We start from the raw sequence: 19498 nt of genomic DNA on the forward strand, positions 1-19498 counted from the left end.
TTATTACTTCTTCTTTTGTTTTGTAATAAGTTGTTGTTTACCGCTTTCTTTTTGCTGAATAAGTGATCGAACCCGTTTGCTTAAAACAACACGGAGATAGATCAAAACCACCAAAAAGGCGATGGATAATCCCGTTACCAGCATGTTGCCGGCCTTATACCCTTCAAAACCACTGTAAACTAAAAATACAATAGCCAAACTCAACACTATATTTAGAAAAAAATACTTTAACATATCACTTTTTTATTAATCCCAATACCCGCTGTCTCCATCCGCCAAAGAAATAGAATGCTCCACCAACAATGTTTAATAAAACAATCGTCAAAGCCATCAGCATCCTTTCTGTGTTAGAAATTGTCCTCGAAAGCATGATTTCCCGTAGAACCAATATTACCCATAGGAGAGACAATAGAATGGAAAGGCTACCTAATATGGGGAATATACCAAGGTTAAATAATCGCGCTAAAATAGCTACGCTATAAAAAGCAAGACTAAACAAGAAAGCTTGCTTAGTCTGATGCTCCAAATTTTTCATCTTAATAAACGTCTAACTCTGGATCGATTTCCTCTTTCCAAGCTAAAATTCCGCCTTTTAAATTTGCAAGATTGTCAAAACCCTGTTGTTCCAATAACATAATCGCCTGTGCAGAACGTTTTCCAGAACGGCATTGTACGATAACAGGTTTATCTTTCGCAATCTTATCAGCTTCGATCAGTATACCTGAAAGTGGAATATTCAATCCATTTAAATTGGATACTTCATACTCAAAGGATTCACGAACGTCTATCAACTGAAAATCTTCGTTGTTATCGATTTTATTCTTTAATTCTTGTACAGATACTTCTTTCATTTTCAAACAATTTAATAGTCAAATATACTACATTTTTTCCGAAAGTGTTCGCTTTCCTGGATGCTCAAAATCAGTCGATGTTGCTAAGAGTAGCCTCAATTTTTAGTGTATTAACGGCATTAGAAATCTTAGATGGGTTTTGCCTGTCATCGGATCATTTGAAATGGATCATTTTAGGAAGTTTATTGTCTGCACAATTCGCTTGTAGAATTTTCCTTATCTTCACCCAGACTTTACTAAGCTTTATATGAATTCAATACCTAAAATTATACTGTCTATATCTTTACTTGCACTCTCGGCAGTAAGCTATGGACAGCAAGTTATTTCCGAGCAGGAACGCCAAGATGTGAGCCGCATACTCAATACCCTAGCCGCTGACGATATGCGTGGGAGATCGGCTTTGACAAAAGACATCGAACCAGCTGCAGATTTTATCGCTGCCGAAATGAAGAGAATAGGCCTTAGCCCCTACGCAGAACAAAATTACAGGCAAACATTCCAATTGGATAAAATCTCTCCGGTAAGCAAATCCGCAACCATCAATAAGCAGCTGATCCCAGCTGACCATGTTATTTCACTTGGAAACCACGTTGATTTACAGTGGGATAATCGAAGTAGCCTTAACATCGTCGAAATAAAATCGGGCGATGATTTTGCGAAAGTATTTAGAGAACATTCTCTAGCCAAAGAAAATACACTTGTATTGGTAGACCCCTCCTTTGAAAGCTATTTTGTGCGTTTTGGTCAAATGCTCAACTCTCCTAAATTTATAGAGGACCCCTCCAAACAAAAACCATCAATTGTCTACCTTTTAACAGCGGAGAAACCCCAAACTTTTCAAATTCATATTGAACGGAAGCTTCAAAATTTCCCCTTGTTTAACGTGGCAGGAATAATCCCCGGGAAAAGTAAACCGAACGAATACGTTATCTTTTCGGGACATTACGATCATATTGGCATCCTTCAGGCAGTAGGCCAAGATTCTATTGCCAATGGCGCCGATGACGATGCCTCAGGTGTGACCGCAATGTTAACCCTGGCAGATTACTACAAAAAACAAAATAATAATGAAAGGACCCTTATTTTCGTCGCTTTTACGGCAGAAGAACTGGGCATGTATGGCTCAAAATATTTTTCCAACCACATCAATGCTGACCAGGTAGTCGCTATGATCAATATGGAAATGATCGGAAAAGATTCCAAATTCGGTCCCAATACAGTGTATATTACAGGATACGATCAGTCGAATCTTGGTGAATTAATGCAGGAAAATTTAAAAAATACAAATTTCCGATTCTATCCTGATCCATATACCAAACAAAATCTCTTTTATCGAAGCGATAATGCGGTATTGGCAGCCAAAGGTGTGCCTGCGCATTCATTTTCAACATCCCAAATGGATAAGGATGAATATTACCATACCGTAAAAGATGAAGTGTCTACATTGAATGTTCAGAATATCATTTCCAGTATAGAAGCGATCGCCATAGGCACCTCCGGAATTGTAACAGGCAAACAAACACCTTCACGGGTCGAAAAACTAAAAGATTAGGCGACAGGCCTAAGCTTTTACTTCTTTTTGCATGACATAATCGTTTAGAACATAATCATAATAAGGAATATCAATCGTTTCAATGATCTCAAAGCCCTGCTTCAAATAGAAATGGTAAGCAGGGTTATTTCTATTTACGTTCAATTCAAGAATCCCTTTACCCTTTAAGATGGTTTTTTCTGAAGCGAAGTCTATCAGCGCCTTTCCGAAGCCTTTTCCTTGCACATTGGGCATCAAATAGAGCTTTTCAATACGTACACGATCCTCAAGAGTTCGCAAGGCAATAAATCCCTGACCGATACCATCTTCTTTCAAGACATAAAAAAATTGGCCATTAACCATACTTTCTGCAAGTCCCTCAACGGTATAGCTTTTTTCGAGCATAAAGTCAATTTGATCTTGTGAAAGTATCTCTCCATAAGTAACAGGCCAAATACTATGCGCCATATTTGAAATGCTTCTGATATCGCTTTGTTCTGCCAATTCTATTGTTATCATGCAATCTTTTCTCCTATTAAAATGTATTTTATATGGGAAAATTTAAGGACAAATAAGCCGTCTTTTTCCATTTCGTATTCGTTGTCATTGATCTTAATCAAGCCTTCGTGCGTGTTTTTTTCATCAGCATCAAGCCCCTCAATTCGGATTCTTTCCCCTGTAGGCTTCCATTTGGTGAAGCCTGTTGTCACAAAACAATAGCGAACTCCTTTAGAGATAAGCACAATATTAATCTGCTCCAGATAGGGCTGGTAATAAGCCACATCAAGCTGATCAGTCAGGATATTCACCGCTTTGTATTGATGTGCTATCAGGTATTCTATAGCCGTCTTTAGAAAATCATTATCATAGGAAATGATCTTTAAATTTTCCTGTGAATCGTTAATGGATTTTTTTGTAAAAACGATATCGAACTTATAACCACGCGCATCCAATAAATCGATGGTTTCCGCCTCAATGACAATTGTGGGGCTCCATTCCAGCAGCTGCCCCAAGCCCTCTTCGTCGATGAGGAAAAGGTCTTCAATCAGTAATGCAGGTTCCTGATTCTCTCGAACAATGTGATGAGATGACATATATAATTTAATAACCGAGCCTACGCAAGGTAATGTATGCCATCAACCCCGTACTAATCTCCAAAGAAGTCTCATCCACGTCAAAGGTCGGCGTATGGACAGCTGAAGAGATACCACGTGCTGCATTACCTGTACCCAAACGATAGAAACAAGCATTAATTTCTTGTGAATAATAGGAAAAATCCTCCGCGGCAGGCCATAGATCTAAGTCTACCACATTTTCCTTACCGAGATACTCTTCTGCAAATGTCCGTGCACTTTTAGTCAATTGGGGCTCATTGATTAGAAAAGGATAGCCCTTACGGACTTCAAATTCACAAGTCGCTCCCATACTTTCAGCAATGCTCACAGCAATCTTTACCATGCGCGCATGTGCTTCAGCACGCCACTCCTCATCAAATGTGCGAAATGTACCTTCCAGATAAACCTGGTCAGGAATAATATTTGTAGCTCCGTTGGCCATAATCTTTCCAAAAGATAGCACAGTCGGTGTACGTGGATCTGCAAAACGACTAGCAATCTGCTGCAAAGCGGTAATGATCTGTGCTGTAATAACAATTGGATCAATATTTTGATGCGGGTGCGCACCATGCCCGCCCCTGCCTTTGACTGTCATAAACAGTTCATCGCAGGAAGCCATATATTTTCCCTCACGGAAACCAACCTTGCCTACCTCAATAAAGGGCATCACATGCTGACCTATTATGGCTGAGGGGGCAGGATTCTGCAAAGCGCCCTCTTTGATCATTAAGGAAGCTCCTCCTGGCAAGCGCTCTTCGCCAGGCTGGAAGATCAATTTGATCGTTCCTCCAAATTCGGCTTTTAGGCTATTCAATATTTTAGCTGTCCCCAAAAGTGAGGAGGTATGTACATCATGGCCACAGGCATGCATCACTCCTGGGGTGTTGGAACCATATGAACGCCCCTCCACTTCTTGAATTGGTAAAGCATCCATATCTGCGCGCAACGCGATAACTTCATCTGAGGGTAGGTCACCTTTGATTAAAGCGACAATCCCCGTATCAGCTTTAGCCTCATAAGGAATTCCCAATTCATCCAATTGCTTTTTTACAAATGCCGAGGTATTGTATTCTTCGAAGGAAAGTTCAGGATTCTGATGAAGATGTCTACGGTTGGAAACCGTATCTTCAAAATATTGATGAGCTAAGGCCAGGACTTTTTCTTTCGTACTTGCCATAAGGTTGATTGATTTATTGATATACAAAAACGTTCTCTGAAAAAACAAAGACGTTGCTAAAATATTGACGTAACTCGCGCATGAAGGCATTTGCTTCAGAGCGACTTCTAAAATCACCTACCTTGACGCGATAATTGGGTTCATCATAGGTGATATAGGTATCAATATCTTTATACATACTTCGGAAACGTGTCTGCTCCGAAAATGCCTGATTCCGATTCGATCCAGCAAAGATCTGTACACGGAATCCCCTTACTTTGACCCGCGTCGCCGCTGAGCGGACAACGGGTTTAGCAGGAACTACTGTCGCTTTGCTTTCGACAGGATTGATCCCCATAGCTGCCCTGAAATTTTGAAGCTGTGTAATCAATGAATCTTTGGTTACAATTACTCCACCTTTTTCTTGTGCGTTTACCTGAACTAGCGCAAACAACACAAGTGCATGTATGAAAATCAATCCTCTCTTCAGCATAGTTTAACCTTTCTTATCGATTAGTTATTTGCGCCGTGGCAATTTTTATATTTTTTTCCTGAACCACAAGGACATTCGTCATTGCGTCCAACAGTATTCTCGTTACGAACAGGTTCTTTTGGACCTTCATTCACATCCTCCTCACTCACACCTGTAGGCGAAGCCAATTCAGCTTTCGTTTCAATCGTTTTTACTGGAGCCTGCTGTACTTGTCTCGCTTGCATAGAAGTCGGTTCTTGACCAGGGATCTCTCCTTTGAAAATAAAGCTAACGACATCCTTATTCATTGAAGCCAACATCGATTTAAACAAATCAAATGCCTCCATTTTATAAATGATAATCGGATCCTTTTGTTCATAAACAGCATTTTGAACCGATTGTTTCAAATCATCCATTTCACGCAGGTGCTCTTTCCAAGCCTCATCGATTAATGCCAATACGATTCCTTTTTCAAAAGATTTGAAAACTTCTTTACCGTTGCTTTCGATGGCTTTTTTCAAATTCGCCGAAACTTGAATGCCACGGATACCATCCGTAAATGGAATAACGACATTTTCGACGATCTGACCTCTTTCCGCATATACATTATTCAATACAGGAACTGTCAAAGCACCAACGGCCTCAATTTTATGGTGGTAAGCGTTAATTGCATGCTCAAAAAGACGATCAGTCAAGCCTTCAATTTTACCCTGTGCAAATTCTTCTGCTGTAATTTCTGGTGTGATCGCAAAAATACGGATTACTTCGATTTGGAAATCTTCGTAATTACCTTGCTCTTTTGCTTCAACGACAATTTCTTCTGCTACATCAAAAATCATGTTGTTCAAATCCACGTCTAAACGTTCTCCAAACAAAGCATTTTTACGTTTCGAATAAATTACGGTACGTTGGGAGTTCATTACATCATCGTATTCCAATAGACGTTTACGGATACCGAAGTTATTCTCCTCCACTTTACGCTGTGCGCGTTCGATGGATTTGGTCAACATACTATGTTGCATCACCTCGCCCTCTTCAACACCCATTTTCACCATGACGTTAGAGATTCTCTCTGAAGCGAATAAGCGCATCAAGTTATCTTCCAAAGAAACGAAGAATTGCGAAGAACCTGGATCTCCCTGACGACCGGCACGACCACGTAACTGACGGTCAACACGACGAGATTCGTGTCTTTCGGTACCGATAATGGCAAGACCACCAGCTTTTTTAACTTCTTCGGTCAATTTAATATCCGTACCACGACCAGCCATGTTCGTCGCAATGGTTACTTGTCCTGGGCGTCCAGCTTCAGCGACGATATCAGCTTCTTTTTGGTGTAACTTCGCATTTAATACGTTATGCTTGATCTTACGTAATTGAAGCATACGGCTCAATAACTCCGAAATTTCAACCGATGTGGTACCGACCAATACTGGCCGTCCCTGCTCTGTCAATCGTTGGATTTCTTCAGCTACAGCATTGTATTTTTCACGGGCCGTACGATAGATCAAATCTTGACGATCATCACGTTGGATTCCACGATTTGTCGGAATTTCTACCACATCCAATTTGTAAATTTCCCAAAGCTCACCGGCCTCTGTCGACGCTGTACCCGTCATACCCGAAAGTTTGTGGTACATGCGGAAGTAATTTTGCAATGTAATCGTTGCGTAAGTTTGTGTCGCATCTTCTACTTTCACATTCTCCTTTGCTTCGATCGCCTGGTGCAGACCATCTGAGTAACGACGGCCATCCATGATACGACCTGTTTGCTCATCGACAATTTTCACTTTACCTTCATCAACGATATATTCAACATCATTTTCAAACAAGGTATATGCTTTTAACAACTGGTTGATCGAGTGGATACGCTCTGCTTTAATCGAATAATCGCGCAACATATCTTCTTTCTGAGCTGCCTTTTCTTCCAAAGTCAACGAAGACTTTTCAATTTCGGCAATCTCAGTACCAACATCCGGTAAAATAAAGAATGAAGGATCTTCGCCTGTTGCTGTAATCAACTCGATACCTTTTTCTGTCAATTCTACTTGGTTGTTCTTTTCATCAATCACAAAATAAAGTTCTGCATCTACTTTAGGCATATTTTTATTTTGCTCTTGCATATAGTAGTTTTCTACTTTTTGTAAGATCGAACGATTAGCGCCTTCGCTTAAGAACTTGATTAATGCTTTATTTTTAGGCAAACCTCTGTACGCTCTTAATAATGCCAAACCGCCGCCTTCAACGTCAGAATCACCTGCCGCCAGCGCTTTTTTAGCATCATTCAAGACGGTATTGATGTACGCTTTCTGTACATGCACCAAACGCTCGATACGTGGTTTTAATTGGTAGAATTCGTGTTGATCGCCACGAGGAATCGGACCTGAGATAATCAATGGTGTACGGGCATCATCAATCAATACGGAGTCAACCTCATCGACCATGGCAAAGTGTAATTTTCCTTGCACCAATGCGTCCGGAGTCTGAACCATATTATCACGTAGATAATCGAAACCAAACTCGTTATTCGTACCATATACGATATCCGATTGATAAGCTTTACGACGTTGCGGGGAATTCGGCTGATGTTTATCAATACAGTCAACAGATAGCCCATGGAACTCAAATAACGGAGCATTCCACTCCGAGTCACGACGAGCAAGGTAATCATTCACCGTTACAATGTGTACGCCTTGACCAGAAAGAGCATTTAGATAGGTCGGTAATGTTCCTACCAACGTTTTACCCTCACCGGTTGCCATCTCGGCAATTTTACCACTGTGCAATACAATACCACCGATTAATTGGACATCATAGTGTACCATGTTCCAAGTGACCTCAGTACCTGCAGCCATCCATTTGTTTTTCCAAATCGCCTTATCACCATTGATGATAACGTTTGATTTGTAAACAGCCAATTCTCTGTCAAAATCGTTGGCAGTAACTTCTAATTCTTCGTTTTCTGTCAAACGTCTTGAAGTTTCTTTTACCACGGCAAATGCCTCCGGCAAAATATCCTTCAATACCTCTTCCAACTTCTTGTCACGGTCTTTGGACAATTTGTCCACTTGCTCGTAAATAGAAGTTTTCTTTGCCATATCGTCCTCGTCTTGATCCGCTTCTTTTTTAAGCGTGTCAATTTCTTGGTCAATATCGGCTAGGTAATTTTTAATTCTTTCTTTGAAATCAACGGTCTTGGCACGTAACTCGTCATTGGTTAGATTTGAAAGCTTCTCATATTCAGCTTTGATTTGGTCTACCACAGGCTGAATTCCCTTGATATCTCTCTCGGATTTACTTCCAAATAATTTACTTAAAAACTTTAACATAATTTTTTTTCTATCTCAACTTAAGATTTTGTACAATAATGACTCCAAAGTAAAATTGCAGACAATTTGACACTAATCGGGCAAATTTAGTTATTAGATATGATATCTAACAGCTTACATCCATTTTTTTTACGTTATTTTTATTGAAAATGTCAGTTCCTTACAGCCTGCAAGAATCCTCTACCTATTTATCCCCTTTTACGCCATCTTGACGTGAAGTTTTTCTGAGCAATATGAGCTTTAAACCGACAGTCAATTTATGATAAAAACAACTTACGGTCTGAATGCGGAATGAATCCCAGTTCCTGTGCCTTTTCAAACATCTTCGTAATTGCATCACGTCCTTCAAGCCCCAATGCTACTGAATATTTATTGACATAAAGTTCAATATGCTTGTACATCACCTCTTCACTCATTTCCTGTGCATGTGCACGAATGAATTCAAGCCCAGATTTCGGATTGGCAAATGCAAATTCTACACTTTCTTTCAAAATCGTATTCAACGTCTCCTTCACTTCTTGTGGCAGACTACGTTTTACGACAATTCCTCCAAGAGGAATCGGAAATTTTGTCGTCTTCTCCCAATACTCACCCAGATCCACCACCTTATGCAGTCCTTTTTCGGCATAGGTGAACCTATTTTCATGAATAATCAACCCTAAGTCGATGGATCCATCCAGTAAAGCTCCTTCAATATCCGAAAAAACAAGTTCTACTTTATTTTTTAATTCGGGGAATGCCAGGCTTAACAAAAAATTAGCCGTGGTATATTTCCCTGGATACCCTACTTTCAATTGATCAAACCCATCTAAACTTTCGGCCCGATCTAATTTTTGCTGCAGCAATTTTGCTAATTTCGGATCCTTCGTAATCAGCATAGGCCCTACACCAAATCCTAAAGCACTCCCTGCATCGAGCAACTCATAATCTTCAACAGCGTAGGCAAAGGCATGATAGCTCAGCTTGGTAATGTCAAGATCGCCTTGAAAAGCTTTCAGGTTCAAGGTCTCCACATCTTGATATTCCACCTCAAAATCCAGTCCTTTGGTATCTATCTTATGATGAATCAATGCATCAAAAATAAATGTATCGTTTGGACATGGAGAAAATCCTAATGTTAATTTCATGTTGTACAAAATTTTTCCCGTCGGTCAGATGGGGTTTATGAATTTTAATCAAACTGTAATTCTATGCGTGATCAGGTATAGTATCATAGCCAAAAAAGTACTTGCAATAATTCCTTTTCCCAGGTGATCTTTCCCCGATCGATACGCAAAACGTAAAAGCACTAAATTAACCAATACAGCTATAGTGTAGATGGCCATAGGCTTCTCGGGTAAAAAATGAAGTTCAAGATCCGTAAAACGTACTAAAATATAAGCCAATACTGGAGATACAGTACCGATACCCAATCCGATCCAGCTATTATTTTTCACGTTTATCGCCTCCCCTTGTATTTCCCAAATGATCAAAGCTCCATGAATTCAATTCTGGAATGGCGTGATGTGCCGTCATATCGAACTGTGTCGGAACGACAGATACATAACCATTGGCCAATGCAAAACTATCGGTATCTTCTCCTCTGTCCTGCAAGACAAATTTACCCGTTGTCCAATAATAATCACGATTGTGTGGATCAATACGTTCATCAAATTCTTCTACCCAATGTCCTCCTGCCTGTCGGCAAATTTTAATACCTTTAAAACCTGCTGTTTGGGGAAAATTAACATTCAGCAATGTATTTTTAGGGAGACCGTTAGCCAGCACCTGCTCGGCAATAGAAATCACGTAGGGTCTGCAATAGCTAAAATCCGCATCGTGAGAAAAATTATCAAGCGAAAACCCCACAGAAGGAATCCCTTCAATGGCCCCCTCTACCGCAGCAGACATCGTACCGGAATATAAAACATTGATTGAATTGTTGAGCCCATGATTGATCCCCGATACACATATATCAGGCTTTTGCCCTTTAAAAACTTTATTTACAGCAAGTTTTACACAATCTACTGGCGTTCCTGAACACTGGTACATTTCAACCCCTTCATATAAATTGATTTTATCCAAACGTAGTGGCCTACCAAGTGTAATGGCATGCCCCATTCCAGATTGTGCCGAATCAGGAGCAACGACAACTACATTTCCGATTTTCTGCATCTCTTCCAACAGCACCTTAATACCTGGCGCTGTAATACCGTCATCGTTAACAACTAAAATATTGGGTTTCATATGTAAATAATTTGCTTTTTAGATGGTCATAAGGGACCCCCAGTCCTCTCGGTCCGTGTTTATGCGTTTAGAATATGGGAATTTCTTCTTTACCATACACGAAGTTAGTAAATCTGAAACCGAGATGTAAATAATATTGACACAACAGGTAATTATTATCTGCAAAGGCCGCACATTAGGACGCCAAACAGTAAAAGCAACTGTGGAAAACAGCGGTTCAAACGAACACATGGAAGTCGGAAAAGAGCGATGAGATTTGGGCGCATCAAATGAGGATCAGATGGTGACCAAATTCGATGTTTTGACAGTGCTTGTTCAGTGCTCGTTCAGTGCTTGTTCAGTGATCATTCAGTGAACACTGAAGGAATACTGACTGATTACTGTTTAAAAATTGGTTAAAAACTGTTATTAAGTAGAATTTGGTCGAAGTATATTGCAGTCATAATAGCCATGTCGATTATCTTAAAGTTGCTACCGCTTTCGGAAAACCAACCGATCACTACGACATCGTTTGCGTAAGATTGTATCGCAATTGACAAATATTAGCCCTAAATTTAGCATTCAAACAAAAATAATAATTCAGTTATGAGCATTAATTTTGAATCCCGCTATGCAATAGGGCCAAAGGAATACAAAACTTTAGATACACAAGGATTAAGGGAGAATTTTCTAATTGAAACAGTTTTTGAAGCAGACAAAATTAATTTTGTCTATACCCACTACGATCGCTATATGGCCGGTGGAGCAATGCCTGTAAGCTCAAAAATCAAATTAGACACCATTCCCGCATTATTAAAAGAACCTTACTTCCTTTCTAGAAGAGAGTTGGGTATTATCAATGTCGGTGGGAACGGTCAAGTCGAAGTTGACGGCATTATTTATGATCTCAATACCAAAGAAGCCCTTTATATCGGTCAAGGTGCTCAGGAAGTTTATTTTTCAAGCCAGGATGCTGCAAAACCAGCAAAATTCTATTTAAACTCTACACCTGCACATTGCAGCTATCCAACTAAAAAGGTAACGAAAGAAGATGCGAATAAACTAGAATTGGGTTCATTGGAAACTGCCAACCACCGTACGATCAACCAGATGTTATTGAACAAAGTGGTACAAACCTGCCAATTACAGATGGGCATGACTGAGTTAAAACCCGGATCTGTATGGAATACAATGCCATCCCACACCCACGATCGTCGTATGGAAGTCTATTTCTACTTTGAATTACCTGAAGGTCAGGCTGTATCACATTTTATGGGACCTATCGATGAAACCCGCCATATTTGGATACACAACGATCAGGCTGTAATTTCACCGCCATGGTCAATTCACTCAGGAGCTGGAACGTCCAATTATACATTTATATGGGGAATGGCAGGTGAAAATTTAGATTATGATGATATGGACAAATGTGCCATCACAGAATTGAAGTAATATGAAAAAAACACTCGTATTGAGTTTAGCGCTAGGGCTTTCAACGGTTGCTTTTGCGCAGAACAACAAAACCATTACTGTAAACAACTCTTCCGCTAGCGCAAGAACAGAGTTGATCAGTATCCCTTATACCACATTTGAAAAACACTTCGCATTAAAAAACAGTGTATTTACTATTGTGGACAAGGATAAAAAGGAACTGGCCTATCAGCTTGAAAAACTAGGAAAACCGACGGCACAAAATATTTTGATTCAAATAACCGTTGCTCCTAGAAGCTCAACAACCTTTGGGGTTAATGGAAATAAACCCGCAACTGTCACTCCAAAGACTTATGCGAGATACGTCCCTGAACGAAAAGATGACTTTGCATGGGAAAACGATATTGCAGCGTTTAGAGCCTATGGAAAAGCTTTAGAAGGCAGCTCTGAGGATGCACAAGGTTTTGATTTCTGGGCAAAACGTAGCAATGATCTTATTGTTGACGAATGGTATAAAACTGGGGACTATCATGCCGATCATGGCAAAGGATTAGATTATTATTCCGTCGGACAAACCTTAGGTGTCGGCGATGCAACGCCATTCATTGACGAACAGGTCGTTTACCATAAGCATTATCGTCAATACGAGGTCTTGGACAATGGTCCGCTACGATCCACATTCAAACTTATTTATGAACCGGAAAATGTAAAGGGTCAACAGCTACAAGTCGAAAAAACAGTTTCTTTAGACGCTGGGAGTCAATTGAACAAGATAAGCTATTCCATCAAAAACACAACCGCTGCCGCTACGCCAATTGTTGTGGGGATCGCTAAAAGAAAAGAGGAAAAACCTCAAATTCTAAATGATGTAAAGAATGGCATTTTAGCCTATTGGGAGCCTGCAGAAGGAGATAAAATTACAGGAACAGCCGTTATTTTACCAAAAGTAAAGTATGTGTTCAAAGATAGCCCAAAACAATTTTTACTGGCAACCACCGTCAAAAATGATAAACCCTTAGTTTATTTTGCGGGTGCTGCGTTCAATAAAGCTGGCAAAATAGGGAATTTTGAGCAATGGCAGTCTTATGTAAAAACATTCAAAAACAATTTAGATCAACCATTAACAATAAAATATTCTAAATAATGTCCATACTGCAATCTTTTGACTTAAGTGGGAAAGTAGCCTTGGTAACAGGCTGCAAAAGGGGAATTGGCAAGGCAATTGCCGAAGCATTGGCTGAAGCTGGGGCAGATATTATAGGCGTTTCGGCGTCATTGGAAATTGAAGGCTCCGCAGTAGAAAAATCCGTAAAAGCATTAGGCAGAAATTTCTATGCCTACCAGTGTGATTTCGCCAAACGGACAGCGCTTTACGCGTTTATTGAAAAGGTAAAATCAGCGCATCCTGCGATTGATATCCTTTTTAATAATGCCGGAAATATACTTCGAAAACCTGCCGCTGAGCATCCTGATGAATACTGGGATGAAATCATCGAAATCAATCAAAATGCACAGTTTATATTGACGCGCGAGATTGGAAAGGACATGATTTCACGTGGAACTGGAAAAATCGTATTTACAGCCTCTTTATTAACTTTCCAAGGTGGCATCAATGTTCCAGGATATGCCGCTTCAAAAGGTGCCGTAGGATCCATGGTAAAGGCTTTTGCAAATGAGTGGGCTTCCAAAGGTGTCAACGTAAACGGGTTTGCTCCGGGGTATATCGCCACGGATAATACCGAGGCTCTGAGAGACGATCCCGAACGCTCAAAGTCCATTTTGGACCGTATACCTGCAGGACGTTGGGGAACTCCAGAAGATTTTAAGGGGCCAGCTGTATTCCTCGCTTCAAAAGCTTCCGATTATGTTCATGGAACCATCCTAACAGTCGATGGTGGCTGGATGGGAAGATAAAAGTCAATCTTTACGATGAGTTTGTTTTAAAAGTCTTTATTCTCAGGAGTAAAGGCTTTTTTTACAATTCTAAATCCCAGATTACTAAAAGATGCATTGGGACTAACTGAACCTATATATACGGTATTAAAAGCGGCACAGCTATTTTTACTACACCACCAGGACCCTCCACGGGCATGTGCAATAGAGCGGTCGCCATCTCTTTCGAGCTTTCCGGTGCAAAATTCAAATACATTACCAAAGATATCATAAAGTCCCCATGGATTGGGTTTGAATTTTCCGACCGGAGAAGTATAGAGATAACCATCGGAATAATCAGCTTTCAAATGATCTCTACCATGCCATACATTTGCATAATCGCCCATATTCTCTTTACTGAAACCTTCAAAATAATAGTCTTCGCTTCCGGCTCTAGCTGCCACCTCCCACTCATCAAAAGATGGCAATCTACAATTTGCCCATGTACAATAGGCCAGCACATCTTTATAAGAGATACAGGTAACTGGGTGATCCATCTTGGCCGCAATTCCGCCACGAATTACACCATTCGGAAAGCGCCAATAGGCCGTACTATCCTGCAACCAGCGAAACTCCGCCAGGCCAGGCTCAAAGACCATGGCATTATGGTAGCGTTCTGCTAATGTCTTGTAACCCGTTGCCTGAACGAATTTTTCAAATTCGGCATTCGTCAGCTCAAATTTCGAGATCCAGAACGATTCGATATGCACTGTTCTTTTGGGATTATCTAAGCTTGCTGTATCGCCCAAATGATAGTCTCCAGCTGGAATTTGGATATAGTTTCCAGCTTGGGCTTCACATTGGAGATGTAAAACAATCAATCCTATCAAATAGAATAATTTCCTCATTCTCCTTGCCGTTTGTTATAATACAAATTTGACGTTTCGAATACTAAAAATCCAACTGCACTACTTGCTTTTTTTCTCATCGTAATATTTAAGCGCCCGACTAAAGATCAGCGCCTCATTTTCTTTGTTGTAATTTAGATACGAATAATAATTACTGTCCTCTCCATACAACTTTTTAAATGAACTGGATTTTATAAATTCACTGTATTCACCACGTTTCATCAGTAATAACAGCAACGTCAATGCATCTTTATCCTTTGGTGTTTTCTTGGCATAATCAACAATAAAAGGGATCATCTGCCAGCCATTAATCTCCACTATGGCATGCTTATAATTTACCCCCATCCGTTTGCTCCGGACAACAGATTCCTGAATAAGCTTCATCACCGAATCCCTATTTTCCTGCAAAAAATCAGTCTGTCTTTGCGACCAAGAGGATTCATTAAAGCCGTCCAATAATGTAGCAAATATTTTTTTGTCGATCTGTGTCTGGTACTCGGGTATAGCACAATTTTGCGCATATTGCTCGGCATGAATCATGGTATAGGTGAACTTTTCACGCAGCGTTAGCTTTTTAAAATCAACGGCTGAAATCGCATTTATTCCCGCATCTGTTGTTTCCTTATCTTCTTCGGGGATTATTGTTGAAATTAATGCTTTTACTTTGTCCAAACCGTAAGGCGGTATGGTCATTTTGCTCCGCAGCTCAATAGCAGCAGGATCTATAAAAAGACTATTGTCATCCGCACTATCCGTCTGTGCCAAACCGGTCCCCCAATACACGAAACACATAAACAATAAAACGATTTTTCTCATAGCATACGAATTAATATATTTTTCTCTATCATAAACCTCCCCAAAAAGCCCAGAATTAAACTTGAGACTCATACCGCTAACTAAACAAGCCTGATAGGTAAAAAAACAGGTTCTCACGAATGATTGCTTTTATTTCCAGGCTATTTTAATTATTCATTAAAGATCGTCTTATCTGAGCTTAAAAGTGAAATATTATTCCTGCAAAAATTATTCCTTAATATTTTCTTGAGATAGCTACAAACAAAAATCCCCGGATTTAATAAAACCCGGGGATATCATGCTTCATTTACTTCCATTTATATCAAGAATATAAACCTTTCTTATCAATAAATTCAATCACCTTTTTAGGTGTAAAGAATTGAATATTCTTGTTTTCCTTGATTGCATTTCGCAAAAAGGTAGAGGATAATTCCATTAGTGGGGTGTCGGTCATCGTGATAGCGGGATGATCTTTAAATTTTTCATTATCGAACCCTGGTCTAGGATAAACATAAATCTGGTAATCACGCAAGATAATATCCGCATTCTTCCACTTTTCCAGCGATTCCAAATTGTCTTGTCCCATAAGTAGCACAAATTCCCGGTTTGGATATTTCTCGCTAAGATGCGTTAAGGTATCGATGGTATACGATGGTATTGGCAAATGGAATTCAATGTCACTTACTTTCAAATGATCACAGTCTTCCAAAGCCAGATTTAGCATTTCCAAACGGTCATAAGGGTCTGCTAAGGTGGACTTCTTTTTAAATGGATTCTGTGGAGAGACCACAAACCAAACTTCGTCAAGTCCAGTAAAATTGGCCATATAGTTAGCTATAATCAAATGCCCTATATGCACCGGATTAAAAGAACCAAAAAACAAACCAATCTTTCGCATGAACTTATTTATTGATAAATCCCATGACAATTTCTTCCGCATCGGCACATGCTGTAGCTAAATCAAAATTGTTCAATATGACATCAAATTTATTGGCATAGGTAAGTTCCAATTCTGCTTTCGCAAAACGCTCTTTCAGCTTTTCTTCCGAATCCGTTCCACGTCCTGTCAAACGCTCCTTAAGCACCTCCAATGATGGCGGTTGTACGAAAATAGAAATTGCCTGTTCTGGGAATTTTGATTTCAAACGTAATCCACCGACAACGTCGATATCAAAAATAACATGTTTACCTTCTTTCCAAATACGCTCAATTTCTGAACGCAAAGTACCATAGAAAGTCCCTGAATATACTTCCTCAAATTCGATAAACTCCTGTTTTGCTACCTTATGCAAAAATTCTTCTTTCGACATAAAATAGTAGTCCTTTCCATTTACCTCCTGCCCTCTTGGATCACGTGTACTTGCTGAAATGGAAAATTCAATCTTATCACCGTGTTTACTTAAAAGATCTCTTACTATTGTCGTTTTTCCAGCTCCCGATGGTGCCGAGAATATAATTAATTTACCGCTCATTCTTATAATACGTTGAGCAATTGCTCTTTTATTTTTTCCAATTCTTCTTTCATTCTGACCACGATCTGTTGAATGCCGGCATGGTTAGCTTTGGAACCTAAGGTATTGATCTCCCGCCCCATTTCTTGTGAAATAAATCCCAATTTTTTCCCGTTTGAATCCGCAGAATCAAATGCCTTTAAAAAGTAATTGCAATGGGCGCGCAATCGGACTTTTTCTTCGGTCACATCCAATTTGTCAATGTAGTAAACCAACTCCTGTTCAAATCGGTTCTGATCCACATTATCTTTACCCACCGTATCATTTAAAAATTGTTCAATACGCTGTCTGATCAAAGGAATACGTTCTACTTCTAAGGCCTCTACTTCTCCAAGGTAAGTTAAAATAAGCTCCGCGCGCTTCTTTAAATCTCCAGCAAGCACATTACCCTCGTCTTCACGAAATGTAGTAAAACGTTTGACCGCATCATAGAAAGCATCCATCAATACTTTGGATTCTTCGTCATCAACGGAATCATCATTATTGGTAATTACCTCAGGCATATTTAACGCCAGTTCAAACAGATTGACATTGGTATCGTTAAGTTCCAAAGCGATCTGCTGCAATTGACTGTAATATTTTTTGAGTAAATCAGCATTAATAGAAGATGCCTTCGCCGTTTGATCCGTGTATTCAACAGTTACATTCATGTTCACTTTACCACGCTCAATAAGTTTACTGCTCTCAGTGCGCAGGGTCAATTCTTTGTCCGAAACAACTTTGGGCAAGCGAAGATTTAATTCAAGGAATTTTGAATTTAAGGACTTTATTTCGACACTATATTTAACTTTACCGTTATCAGCGGAAGCCGTGCCATATCCTGTCATGGATTTTATCATATGCAAAGGTATGACTTTTCAGTAAAAATTGAATACCCTGCGTCGATTAATTGCTGATACTCCCCAAATTACCTTTCATTTATCTACCAGTCGTGCTTGGCTATGATAACAACTAAATAACTTTCATAAGGTTTGGCACCTTTACACTCGACGTAACCAATTCCGACATCGTATAGCGAAGCATTCCACTGATCCATGCCCAGTAAATGTGTGCGATGACGATAACCCGGAGCTTCCTTTCCAATAATTAGAGCCTTAATGCCAGCGGTAGCACTAGATCGGTTGGCCGCAATAGACTCAAAATTGTTTGCATTTCGTTTGGACAGCCATGTTGGGTTAAGTTGATATCCGGCTTCGTCAATGAAATAATTTGGTCCATACCCCTCAGGTGAAACATGGTCAAAATAGGAGCGCTTGGCCATATCTTTTGCCCGATAAACTGCAACCTCCGCCAACTCCTTATTCCAATTGAGTTTGGTCCGTTTAATCTTCTGCAAGTTGAAGAGCTTCAGCTCTTTCTTATACCGTTCTGGATTCGTACGGATTTTGTTCAGTAATTCATAGGCCTCGGTCGCCTGATGATGATCGACAACGATACGTTGGGCAAAAATAGACTGTGTAAAAAGCAGGGTAAATGCTAAAACCAAATAGTTCATACGTAAAATAATATCTTCTTGAGTGAGCTGACGAGATATCCAAACTATCGTCTCCCCTTCGCTTTTATAGAGTCTAACCTCTTGTTTATAGGCAATGTTTGTACTTTTTGATAGGGATATTTCGTACCAATCCTTTAACCTTAAAAGACTGCATTTAGTATGTAACGTTTAATCTTTTTTTGTTTTTGTCTGCGAAAAAAACTGTATAAGCATGGGTATTAAGCTAATAAAGATAACCGCCAAAATAACAAGGGAAAAATTATGCTTAAAAAATGGTATTTGTCCAAAATAATAGCCAGCCAAAATAAATAACGAAACCCATAATATGCCCCCAAGTATATTATATTTTCCGAAGGTTGTATAGGGCATACCGCCAATGCCTGCCACAAATGGTGCAAAAGTCCTGATAATCGGTACGAATCGGGCATATACAATAGTCCTTGTTCCATGCTTAGCATAGAAATCTTGTGTTTTTTGCAGATAAGCCGGTTTAAATAACCTTGATCCAGGCTTAAAAACCCGAACTCCAAAATATTTGCCAATTTCATAATTCACAAAATCACCGAAGATAGCGGCAAAAATAAGAATGACTATAAATAATGGTAAGGAAAGCTGACAATCCGGACGGGCAATGATTGCACCCAAGGCAAATAAAACGGAGTCACCAGGGAGGAATGGGGTAACAACAAATCCTGTCTCCGCAAAAATGATTAAAAACAAAATCAGATAAGTCCAATTTTCATAACTATTGATCAGTTGCAATAGATGCTGATCGATATGCAGGATAAAATCAATAAGCTGTGAAATGAATTCCATTTTTTTGATCT

22 protein-coding genes are annotated in these 19498 nt (G+C 39.7%); 4 read left to right on the forward strand and 18 right to left on the reverse strand.

Annotated elements, in window-relative coordinates; translation table 11 throughout:
• Window positions 1-3: 3 nt before the first annotated feature.
• The 3 genes from B3E92_RS23615 to B3E92_RS23625 are packed head-to-tail and all read right to left on the reverse strand — an operon-like array spanning window position 4 to window position 851.
• Complete coding sequence (locus B3E92_RS23615) at window positions 4-234, reverse strand: DUF6358 family protein (RefSeq protein ID WP_070562589.1); 231 nt, start codon at window positions 232-234, stop codon at window positions 4-6.
• A gap of 1 nt (window position 235) precedes the next feature.
• A complete protein-coding gene (locus B3E92_RS23620) occupies window positions 236-535 on the reverse strand; it encodes a hypothetical protein (protein ID WP_046672585.1) in 300 nt (99 codons plus the stop codon).
• Between the two features lies 1 nt (window position 536).
• Complete coding sequence (locus B3E92_RS23625; RefSeq protein ID WP_070562591.1) at window positions 537-851, reverse strand: rhodanese-like domain-containing protein; 315 nt, start codon at window positions 849-851, stop codon at window positions 537-539.
• Between the two features lie 247 nt (window positions 852-1098).
• Between B3E92_RS23625 and B3E92_RS23630 the strand changes: the two genes are divergently transcribed.
• Window positions 1099-2403 carry a M20/M25/M40 family metallo-hydrolase gene (locus B3E92_RS23630; RefSeq protein ID WP_286779524.1) on the forward strand — a complete coding sequence of 435 codons (1305 nt, stop codon included), beginning with the start codon at window positions 1099-1101 and terminating at the stop codon, window positions 2401-2403.
• Between the two features lie 9 nt (window positions 2404-2412).
• Here B3E92_RS23630 and B3E92_RS23635 read toward each other — a convergent pair whose 3' ends face one another.
• The 8 genes from B3E92_RS23635 to surE form a co-directional block, all read right to left on the reverse strand.
• Complete coding sequence (locus tag B3E92_RS23635) at window positions 2413-2901, reverse strand: GNAT family N-acetyltransferase (protein ID WP_070562594.1); 489 nt, start codon at window positions 2899-2901, stop codon at window positions 2413-2415.
• Window positions 2898-3476, reverse strand: a complete 579-nt coding sequence (locus B3E92_RS23640; protein WP_070562597.1) for a hypothetical protein — start codon at window positions 3474-3476, stop codon at window positions 2898-2900. Before B3E92_RS23640 ends, B3E92_RS23635 begins: the two co-directional genes overlap by 4 nt.
• A gap of 7 nt (window positions 3477-3483) precedes the next feature.
• Complete coding sequence (locus B3E92_RS23645) at window positions 3484-4674, reverse strand: M20 metallopeptidase family protein (protein ID WP_112375450.1); 1191 nt, start codon at window positions 4672-4674, stop codon at window positions 3484-3486.
• Window positions 4675-4687: 13 nt separating this feature from the next.
• Window positions 4688-5146 (reverse strand): SPOR domain-containing protein, encoded by a 459-nt coding sequence (locus B3E92_RS23650; protein WP_088159759.1) that lies wholly within the window; start codon window positions 5144-5146, stop codon window positions 4688-4690.
• 20 nt (window positions 5147-5166) lie between these two features.
• On the reverse strand, window positions 5167-8454 hold the full coding sequence (secA, locus tag B3E92_RS23655; RefSeq protein ID WP_286898472.1) for a preprotein translocase subunit SecA: 3288 nt from the start codon (window positions 8452-8454) through the stop codon (window positions 5167-5169).
• A 257-nt stretch (window positions 8455-8711) separates the two neighbouring features.
• The gene (locus B3E92_RS23660; RefSeq protein WP_070562601.1) at window positions 8712-9581 is read right to left on the reverse strand and encodes a menaquinone biosynthesis family protein; all 870 of its coding nucleotides are present in this window, start codon (window positions 9579-9581) and stop codon (window positions 8712-8714) included.
• Window positions 9582-9629: 48 nt separating this feature from the next.
• Complete coding sequence (locus B3E92_RS23665; protein ID WP_046672577.1) at window positions 9630-9890, reverse strand: hypothetical protein; 261 nt, start codon at window positions 9888-9890, stop codon at window positions 9630-9632.
• A complete protein-coding gene (gene surE / locus B3E92_RS23670) occupies window positions 9880-10680 on the reverse strand; it encodes a 5'/3'-nucleotidase SurE (RefSeq protein ID WP_046672576.1) in 801 nt (266 codons plus the stop codon). Before surE ends, B3E92_RS23665 begins: the two co-directional genes overlap by 11 nt.
• Window positions 10681-11265: 585 nt before the next feature.
• Between surE and kduI the strand changes: the two genes are divergently transcribed.
• From kduI to B3E92_RS23685, 3 genes are read left to right on the forward strand one after another with little or no spacing between them, the layout of a single operon-like run.
• Window positions 11266-12111 (forward strand): 5-dehydro-4-deoxy-D-glucuronate isomerase, encoded by an 846-nt coding sequence (gene kduI, locus B3E92_RS23675; RefSeq protein ID WP_070562607.1) that lies wholly within the window; start codon window positions 11266-11268, stop codon window positions 12109-12111.
• Window position 12112: 1 nt separating this feature from the next.
• A complete protein-coding gene (locus B3E92_RS23680) occupies window positions 12113-13234 on the forward strand; it encodes a DUF4861 family protein (protein ID WP_112375174.1) in 1122 nt (373 codons plus the stop codon).
• Between the two features lie 5 nt (window positions 13235-13239).
• Entirely contained in the window at window positions 13240-14004 is a 765-nt protein-coding gene (locus tag B3E92_RS23685) for an SDR family oxidoreductase (RefSeq protein ID WP_172462444.1), read from the forward strand.
• A 26-nt stretch (window positions 14005-14030) separates the two neighbouring features.
• Here the strand turns inward: B3E92_RS23685 and B3E92_RS23690 are convergent, their stop codons facing one another.
• From B3E92_RS23690 to B3E92_RS23720, 7 genes are all read right to left on the reverse strand, one after another.
• Entirely contained in the window at window positions 14031-14870 is an 840-nt protein-coding gene (locus B3E92_RS23690) for an SUMF1/EgtB/PvdO family nonheme iron enzyme (RefSeq protein WP_083295818.1), read from the reverse strand.
• Between the two features lie 60 nt (window positions 14871-14930).
• Window positions 14931-15686 (reverse strand): hypothetical protein, encoded by a 756-nt coding sequence (locus tag B3E92_RS23695; RefSeq protein ID WP_286898474.1) that lies wholly within the window; start codon window positions 15684-15686, stop codon window positions 14931-14933.
• Between the two features lie 301 nt (window positions 15687-15987).
• Entirely contained in the window at window positions 15988-16563 is a 576-nt protein-coding gene (gene nadD / locus B3E92_RS23700) for a nicotinate (nicotinamide) nucleotide adenylyltransferase (RefSeq protein ID WP_070562618.1), read from the reverse strand.
• A gap of 4 nt (window positions 16564-16567) precedes the next feature.
• Window positions 16568-17137 carry a guanylate kinase gene (gene gmk, locus B3E92_RS23705; RefSeq protein ID WP_070562620.1) on the reverse strand — a complete coding sequence of 190 codons (570 nt, stop codon included), beginning with the start codon at window positions 17135-17137 and terminating at the stop codon, window positions 16568-16570.
• Between the two features lie 2 nt (window positions 17138-17139).
• On the reverse strand, window positions 17140-18015 hold the full coding sequence (locus tag B3E92_RS23710; RefSeq protein ID WP_112375171.1) for a YicC/YloC family endoribonuclease: 876 nt from the start codon (window positions 18013-18015) through the stop codon (window positions 17140-17142).
• An 83-nt stretch (window positions 18016-18098) separates the two neighbouring features.
• Window positions 18099-18671, reverse strand: coding sequence for a CAP domain-containing protein (locus tag B3E92_RS23715; RefSeq protein WP_286775209.1), 573 nt, complete (start codon window positions 18669-18671; stop codon window positions 18099-18101).
• Window positions 18672-18839: 168 nt separating this feature from the next.
• The gene (locus B3E92_RS23720) at window positions 18840-19487 is read right to left on the reverse strand and encodes a DedA family protein (protein ID WP_286775208.1); all 648 of its coding nucleotides are present in this window, start codon (window positions 19485-19487) and stop codon (window positions 18840-18842) included.
• Between the last annotated feature and the right edge of the window lie 11 nt (window positions 19488-19498).

This window comes from Sphingobacterium sp. UBA6317 (assembly GCF_002440385.1).
Taxonomy (GTDB): domain Bacteria; phylum Bacteroidota; class Bacteroidia; order Sphingobacteriales; family Sphingobacteriaceae; genus Sphingobacterium; species Sphingobacterium multivorum.